This is a genomic window from Protofrankia sp. Cr1 (assembly GCF_963555865.1).
Classification (GTDB): Bacteria; Actinomycetota; Actinomycetes; order Frankiales; family Frankiaceae; genus Protofrankia.
Genome location: NZ_CAUVXO010000297.1, coordinates 1 through 6,174, shown reverse-complemented (window position 1 = coordinate 6,174; position 6,174 = coordinate 1). Strand labels below are relative to the sequence as shown.

The 6,174-nt window shown below is 65.5% G+C and carries 7 protein-coding genes; 5 read left to right on the top strand and 2 right to left on the bottom strand.

Going from position 1 to position 6,174, the window contains the following annotated elements; genetic code table 11:
* Positions 1-1,564, bottom strand: a 1,564-nt coding sequence (locus U9980_RS19505; protein ID WP_322769236.1) for an Eco57I restriction-modification methylase domain-containing protein, incomplete at its 3' end; no start/stop codon positions are given.
* 512 nt (positions 1,565-2,076) lie between these two features.
* On the opposite strand from U9980_RS19505, the gene U9980_RS28650 reads away from it, so the two are divergent.
* The 3 genes from U9980_RS28650 (at position 2,077) to U9980_RS19495 (ending at position 4,695) form a co-directional block, all read left to right on the top strand.
* The gene (locus tag U9980_RS28650; protein ID WP_416210328.1) at positions 2,077-2,439 is read left to right on the top strand and encodes a pentapeptide repeat-containing protein; all 363 of its coding nucleotides are present in this window, start codon (positions 2,077-2,079) and stop codon (positions 2,437-2,439) included.
* A 929-nt stretch (positions 2,440-3,368) separates the two neighbouring features.
* Positions 3,369-3,728 (top strand): DUF6247 family protein, encoded by a 360-nt coding sequence (locus tag U9980_RS19500; RefSeq protein WP_322769235.1) that lies wholly within the window; start codon positions 3,369-3,371, stop codon positions 3,726-3,728.
* A gap of 436 nt (positions 3,729-4,164) precedes the next feature.
* Entirely contained in the window at positions 4,165-4,695 is a 531-nt protein-coding gene (locus U9980_RS19495) for a hypothetical protein (protein WP_322769234.1), read from the top strand.
* Between the two features lie 346 nt (positions 4,696-5,041).
* Here U9980_RS19495 and U9980_RS19490 read toward each other — a convergent pair whose 3' ends face one another.
* A complete protein-coding gene (locus tag U9980_RS19490) occupies positions 5,042-5,263 on the bottom strand; it encodes a hypothetical protein (protein WP_322769238.1) in 222 nt (73 codons plus the stop codon).
* On the opposite strand from U9980_RS19490, the gene U9980_RS19485 reads away from it, so the two are divergent.
* Positions 5,262-5,528: a DUF397 domain-containing protein gene (locus U9980_RS19485; RefSeq protein ID WP_322769237.1), complete on the top strand. Its 267-nt coding sequence runs from the start codon at positions 5,262-5,264 to the stop codon at positions 5,526-5,528. The two genes, U9980_RS19490 and U9980_RS19485, sit on opposite strands and share 2 nt — an antisense overlap.
* Positions 5,529-5,653: 125 nt before the next feature.
* On the top strand, positions 5,654-5,905 hold the full coding sequence (locus U9980_RS19480) for a hypothetical protein (RefSeq protein WP_322751614.1): 252 nt from the start codon (positions 5,654-5,656) through the stop codon (positions 5,903-5,905).
* The last annotated feature ends 269 nt before the right edge of the window (positions 5,906-6,174 follow it).

The window sequence follows — 6,174 nt, the reverse complement described above, 5'->3', positions numbered from 1 at the left end:
GGTCGCGACGATCGAATGCGTCGCGCAGCGCCGTACGATTCGCATCGTTGATCAGGTCGTGGCGAGGTACTCGGATTCGGCGGAGGTACTGGGCTTGGAATCGTAGGGTTCCGCCACGCATCTTGACCCCATATGCCGAGATGAATGCTTCGGCTACTCGTGAAAGCAGGAGCCCACCGAGAACCCTCAGGTCCCATGCATCCGAGACGATGTAGTAGAGGTTGTGATGGGGGTAGAATCCACCTCGATCTAGGACCGGGTGGATGGTGGCTTTCATATCCGGAAAGAGGAGCTTCGGCCTCTCGACGAGCCGGTGGTCGACCTTGTCGATGGTCTTGTACCAGCGAGTCGGCTGCTTCCTAGCGATGTGGCGCGCGCGCAGCTGGCCACTATGCTGACGGAAATACCGGTCGAGGCGAGGGTACTCGGCGAGATCGACCAGTCGCCCGTCGACGTTCCAGGGGTTAATGAGGTGTGTGCCTGTCCAAATGAACGAACCGCCTGTGATGTCGCGAACCATGGCCAAGGGGAGTAGGCGGTCGCCCTCGATGTCCACACGTTCCGACTCGTTGGTGATGAACACGCTGTCCGCACCCGTGGCGACCCCAATGCCTACACGAGTCCCAGTCGAGTCGTCCTCAAGATAGGGAAACCGATCGTTGAGGTCTTCTAGCATAGCGAGCCGCGCGGGTGAGGCTGCGGGCCAAGAGTCCGTGCCAGAAAACCAGTGGGGAAGGCGTGCGGCATGGAACGTCGGAGTACGGACGGAGGTCTCCCCCTCCGTCCCCGCCCAGTTCTGTAGAGACGCGGCCTCAGTAGCGTCGAAGGAGGACGTCGTATCAGCGGCGACGGCCGGCCCTTGGGGTGCGCTTTGGATAATCGTGATGGCCGGGTAAGCGGAGACCGCTTCGAGGAAGACGTCCACGTCGTGCATGGTGAGGACGAATTCGACGTTGAAGGCGCGGCTGACGAGCTCGCGTAACTGGCTCCCGTACTGGTTTCGCATCCAGCGGTCCGCGCAGATGAAGCCGAGTCTCCCGCCAGGCTTCAGAATCTTCAAGCCGACTTCGTAGAAGCCGACGTAGATATCCGCGCGCCCACCCATCGTGGGGCATGCCGCCCGATAGGCATTCATACGGACGTCGGGGACGTCCTCAAGGCGGATGTACGGCGGGTTTCCAACGACAAAGTCGGCGTTTCGATACTCGTCCTGAAGAAGGAAGTCCCCCTGACGGATCCACGTCTCAGCCAGCTTCTCGGCGCTCGGGGCGTCCCAGCCTCGGTCGGCCATGAGCCGGATCGCGAGATCCCGGCTCGATCTCACGTTGCGGTCGAGGAGGTCGAAGGCACGCACGGCGTCGGCAGTGTCGAGCAGCGAGCGGCCGTGGACTTGGCATGAGGCGGTCAGTCGTTGAAGTATCGGCCCGACAAAGGCTCCGGCACCGCACGCGGGCTCCACGATCACGGTATTGGCGAGGTCCCTGTCTGGCGTGTAGCCAATCCAGTCCAAGATCAATTCGACGACCCAGTGCCGGGTGAACACCTCTCCATGCTCGATCGCCATCTGTAGCGAGTCGGATAGGGGCAGGGAGTCGAGCTCAAAGAGACCTTGGTGCACCACGCGCCGACGATAGCGTTGGGAGGAGTCGCCCGAGGCTGTGGGCATGACGTGCCACGCTGCAGATCACGCCCGCCTGCGATCGGTGACGGACTGAGGTCAGACGTCGCGAGGGACGGCGTGCCGGTCTGCCGGCGTCGAGGAGCAGAGGCGGTGTGGCCCGGGCGGGCGCTTGAACGGTCCGGCTCGTCGTGCCGCTGGGCCTGTTGCCAAGGTGCAAAAGGAGCCGGTAGGCGTTCCCGACCCTGCGAGGTGGCCACCGACTCTGCGGCTCGACGTTGCCCGCAGTGGCAACGTCGGGCCGTTCCTCTTTACGAACCACCGCGGACTCATCAAGGGCCGCGCTCCGATCGCCGGTTGGACCAGAACACGCCGATGCAGGTCGCTTCCCGGTACCAGGAAACAGCAAAGTTGACCTTTCCGGAGCCGGCAAGGTCAACTTTAGGCGGCCTGAGCGCATGGGGAGACCGCGGTCCGTTTCGCCACGCAACACGGGTCCGGACGATGGGTTGCGGATCGTAGTAGGAGCCATACAGACCGGGCGTCAGCGTGCAGGTGCCCCGGCCGATGGTCCGATCGGGGCACCTGCACGTGGGCTATCTACTAATTCCCGGCTTAACGAAGCAAATATTACCAAAACCTACCTAAAGTGCGTGAATCTCACCAACGCCTGGCTATACGAAGCGGACCTTACCAATGCGCAAAGACTGATACAGGAGCAGGTGAACCACGCCCAGGGGAACGCGGCGGCGAAATTGCCGTCAGAGATCGGATCCGCGTCGATGCGTCATTCGTCTTCGACCGCGTCGTCCCAGCCGTAGGAAGCCATCGCCAGGTCCAGCCTGTCGGGCATATCGGTTATCGCGCCCCGGCGACTGGCATGCACAGCAACCGCCCTACGATGCCCCCACCGTTAACGGCTCTGGGGGGATCGTGGGGAATCAGGGCTTACCGCCGTGGCAGCCGTCGGGCCGTCGCAACCAGCACCGACCGCAGCCGCGACCGCCACAAAGGCAGGCGTCCGCCTGGATCCGTCGCAACCCCTGGAAGTCCGCCGTCGGCGGCGTGATCGGCGTCTTCTTCCTTCTGGCCGCGATCGGTGCCGTACTGCCGGCACCGAAAACGACACCAACCGCCAGCGGCGTCACCGTGACTGCCTCGCCGAGTGCTTCACTGGTGGCGCCGGCGAGTCCGACGCTGGCACCGATTCGAACCGCTACAGCGCCGGTCGTTCCACCCAAGTCGGCGCCCACCCCGGCCGCGACGCAGCATCACACCACCGCGGTGCAGTCGCAGCTGGCGCAGGCGCAGCACGCCCAACAGCCCGCGCCCAGCCACTCGCCAGTACCGCCGCCAGCGCCGGCCAGTGCTCCACGGGCCCAGTCCGGTCCGAATGTCGTACACCCCGGCGCCTTCTGCGCCCCGGAAGGCGCTACCGGGGTCACCGACCGAGGTACGCCCATGGTCTGCGGAACCACTGCCGCCAGCCCTGACCGCGCCCGCTGGCACGCGGTCTGATCATGGCAGTATGCACCGCCGTTGTTGGCGGCGATGCCACAGCTGATGCTCAGGAAAGATCCAGCTACTCGGGCGCCGGCTGAGCAGGTACGCGCTGGATTGGCAAAAGGCTGTGGCACGGCTCGCCAGCCGTGGATACCGCAGTCTGGCCGGACGTCCTGCCGCACATCTCCGTACCGGGCGCTTGGCACCGGCCGGGTGTCGTCCTTGGCGCGGTGGGAAAATCGCTCTCATGAGCGAAGCGGGCGTGCGGGTCGATGCACGGAGCGCACATGTTCGGCGTGTTGACAAGACTCCAGCTGCGATCCGGGCTGCCCTGCCGGCTGACCTACAGCCGGCGTTCGACACCGACTTCCGCACGGCACTGGCCACCGTGGCGGACACCTTGGACATGGCACCGCTCGACCGGGTGCTGCGAGTCTGGTGGACCGAAGCCCTGCTGTGCCTCAACCCCGAAGTGCAGACCGAGATTGATGACACCCGCCGGCGCATCGCGGCCGGCGACCCCACCGTGTTCGGGGCGACCACGACCTACCCGTACGCCCGCCAGCGGTCGTGTAGCGCGTTGCCTCTACCGCTTTGCTGTCATTGATGCGCCAGCCGCGAGACACGTGGTTCGCATCCATCGACGAGACCCCACAATCAAGATTTTCAGGGGTCTCGTAGGCTGCCCCCACTGCATACTGAAAGGGGGATTCATGGGGGATCAGGGCGTATCGCCGTGGCAGCCGCCGGGCGGTGGAAACCGGCACCGCCCACCCCCGCGGTCCGCACGACCGTCCCGAGACCGGGCAGCCGTTTGGATCCGTCGCAATCCCAGGAAGGCTGTCATCGCAGGCGCGGTAGGTGTCTTCCTGTCCCTGGCTGCGATCGGGGCCGTACTGCCGGCGCCGATGACGACCCAGACCGCCAGCGGCAGCACTATGACAGCCTCGCCGAGCGCCTTACCGGCCATCTCGGCACTGCCGCCGGTGCCCGTGTCAACGACACCGATATCGGCGCCGATCCAAACCAGTGCAGCCCCGACGATGCCTGTACCAACCACGCCGCCATCCGTACCAGCGCCGCCGCCGGCATCCCCGGCGGAGCATCTTCCCGGGTTTGGTGCCACGCAGGCCGACTGGAACGCCTACCACACGATGGACACCCACGGCAACACCCCGGTCAACTGTTGCTACAACCCGGATCGGACGCTCGGGCTGGGAGACGACGGCCTGCCTTTCGATACCTACTACGCTGTGAACTACATAGACGACTGGGTGAGCTTCTACGACATGCGTTTGCCGTTTGTGCCGATCAGCGTGGCGAATACCCGGGTGCTCGCCGAGCTGCCCAGCGACGCTCGGGTGCTGTGGACCCGAACCCACGACACCTGCCAGCAGTCGGAGTTCATCAGCCCCACCCTGGCCCGTCTCCATGTAGGCAGCGGGCAGGTCCTCGTCAGCTTCAGTAGCGACGAGAGCAACGGCGGCGAGGCGTTCTACGACCCGAAGCGCGTGGACACGGCGATCTTCATGCTCGGCTCATCTTCGGATCCGAACGACGAGCCGGGATGCTGACGGCGCTGTCGCGCCCCGACCGGAACCCGCCCATCCTTCATCTATGGCGGCGAGAGCGAATCGGCGCTGCGCGGGCGGATGACGGGCGGATGTGGTGTCACCGCTTGAACACATCCCTGTTTACGCTGGTCAACGCCATGATCTGCGGGGGCGGCAAGCCCGCTTGAAAACCGCTAGGGGTGGCAACGCTCCTCGTGGGTTCGAATCCCACGCCCTCCGCTCTAACCAGCAAGAACCGCTGGTAGACGGCATGATCCGGTTCGTATTAGTGATCAAATACACTCGGTATGAGTTCCCGGCCGTTCCCGACCACTCGCGAGTGTCCATGGACATGGCGTGGACACGATCACGACGGGTCCGTCGAGTTGTCCAGCCGCAACGCGGTGGCGATCCGGAGCCGCGCGGCCTCATCCGGACCGACGATGCACGTGGCAAGTGGGGAGGCGAACTCCGCCGGGGTCAGCGCCAGCCGCCGGGCATCCCGCCACACCTCTCCGTACCGGGCGCCCGGTACTGGCCCGCCTCCTCCCTCGTCAGAAGAGGCGCGGAGTAGGGCCGGCGCGTGCATCAACACCCACCACCGAAAGGATCACCCATGTTCCGAGAACCGCACCCGCAAGCCCGACCTCACTGGCTTCGAGCCCGACGCCGTCACCTGGACGACGTCCAGCTTCTCCAACGGCGCCGGGGGCATGTGCGTCGAAGCAGCAGCGCACGACGGCGGGGTTGTCGTCCGCGACTCCAAGAGCCCGGACGGGCCTGTGCTGTCGTTCTCCCGCGCCGAGTGGGCCGCGTTCGTCGACGGCGTCGAACACGGCGAAATGCGCTTCTGAGCCGATCCGCATCATCTCGGGCACTCACCGCGTTCTCTCCACTGCGGTGGGTGCCAGGCGCTGTAACTGGACGAGCACCGGTTTACCCTAGGTCCGCAACCTAACGAACACGGAAGGTGCGTGCAATGGCGTGGAACAAGCGGGGCAGCACCGGCGGCGGCGCGAGCACCGGCCGAGACGGCGTCAAACGTGGCGGTAAGGATGCCACCGCAAAGACGAACGTCAGCGAAGTTGAATTCGCCGACTGCCCGACGTGCAACGGCACCGGAAAGGTCATCTTCGACAGGGTTGAGACGGACGAAGAAGGCAACTTCAGCGGCACACAGGAACGGAAGTGCAGCGCCTGCGCCGGCGGCGGGAAGGTCAAGAAGAAGTAATGGCGGACGACCCGACGCCCGGCGAGACGCCGGTCGTCCCAATGCTGGCTCTGGTGGCCTGCAACAAGTGCCGTCGCCGTCGCGGCGCCCAGTTGCACGCCACGGGCAGCGTGGAGCCGATCCCCGAGACGGGGACCTGCCCACACGGCAAGCCACTGCGGACGATATGGGCGGCGGGTTATGGGCCGGGCTCGGAGCCGCCGGCCGGGTCGGGATGGGACACCCGGCCGCCGGTGTAGGGGTCGCCGTGAGGCCTGCTCGTCACCGCA

Coding starts and splice junctions, on each gene's coding strand:
- U9980_RS28650 (WP_416210328.1), top strand. CDS start 2,077: ATGGGGAGACCGCGGTCCGTTTCGCCACGCAACACGGGTCCGGACGAT.
- U9980_RS19495 (WP_322769234.1), top strand. CDS start 4,165: ATGCCTGTACCAACCACGCCGCCATCCGTACCAGCGCCGCCGCCGGCA.
- U9980_RS19500 (WP_322769235.1), top strand. CDS start 3,369: ATGAGCGAAGCGGGCGTGCGGGTCGATGCACGGAGCGCACATGTTCGG.
- U9980_RS19480 (WP_322751614.1), top strand. CDS start 5,654: ATGGCGTGGAACAAGCGGGGCAGCACCGGCGGCGGCGCGAGCACCGGC.
- U9980_RS19490 (WP_322769238.1), bottom strand. CDS start 5,263: ATGCACGCGCCGGCCCTACTCCGCGCCTCTTCTGACGAGGGAGGAGGC.